This window comes from Amycolatopsis vancoresmycina (assembly GCF_000716785.1).
Lineage (GTDB): Bacteria > Actinomycetota > Actinomycetes > Mycobacteriales > Pseudonocardiaceae > Amycolatopsis > Amycolatopsis vancoresmycina.
In genome coordinates this window covers 1-355 of record NZ_JNYY01000063.1, presented here as the reverse complement: position 1 = coordinate 355, position 355 = coordinate 1, and the positions used below count along the sequence as shown (strand labels likewise).

Below are 355 nucleotides of genomic sequence, written 5' to 3'. Positions count from 1 at the left end.
CGCCCAGCTGATCAGGTGCCCGACGAGCTCGGAGATGATGTCGCGCACCAGCGTGCGGACCGCGGCCACGACCTCACCGGCGGTCTTGACGCCGCTGGAGGCGCCTTCGCAGCCCTTCTGCGCCGCTTGCAGGGTGGTGGCCACGTCCTGCCCGCGTTGCCGGTAGGCGTCGGAGGCCGGTCCGGACCACGTCTGCAGGTCGGCTTTGACGGCGTCGGTCAGGTCCGAGGAGACGCTGCCGAGTTCCTTGGCGACATTGGCCCAGGTCTCGGACTGGGCGGCGATTTCGTCGGCGTTGCCGGTGAGCCCGTTGAGGGCGTCCTTGAGCGGGCCGACGTGCTCCATCAGCCAGCTG

Annotated in this window: 1 protein-coding gene; it reads right to left on the bottom strand. The window is 70.1% G+C overall.

The features are described from left to right. A partial coding sequence (locus OO60_RS44325) for a WXG100 family type VII secretion target (protein WP_033263645.1) occupies positions 1 to 355 on the bottom strand: 355 nt, incomplete at both ends.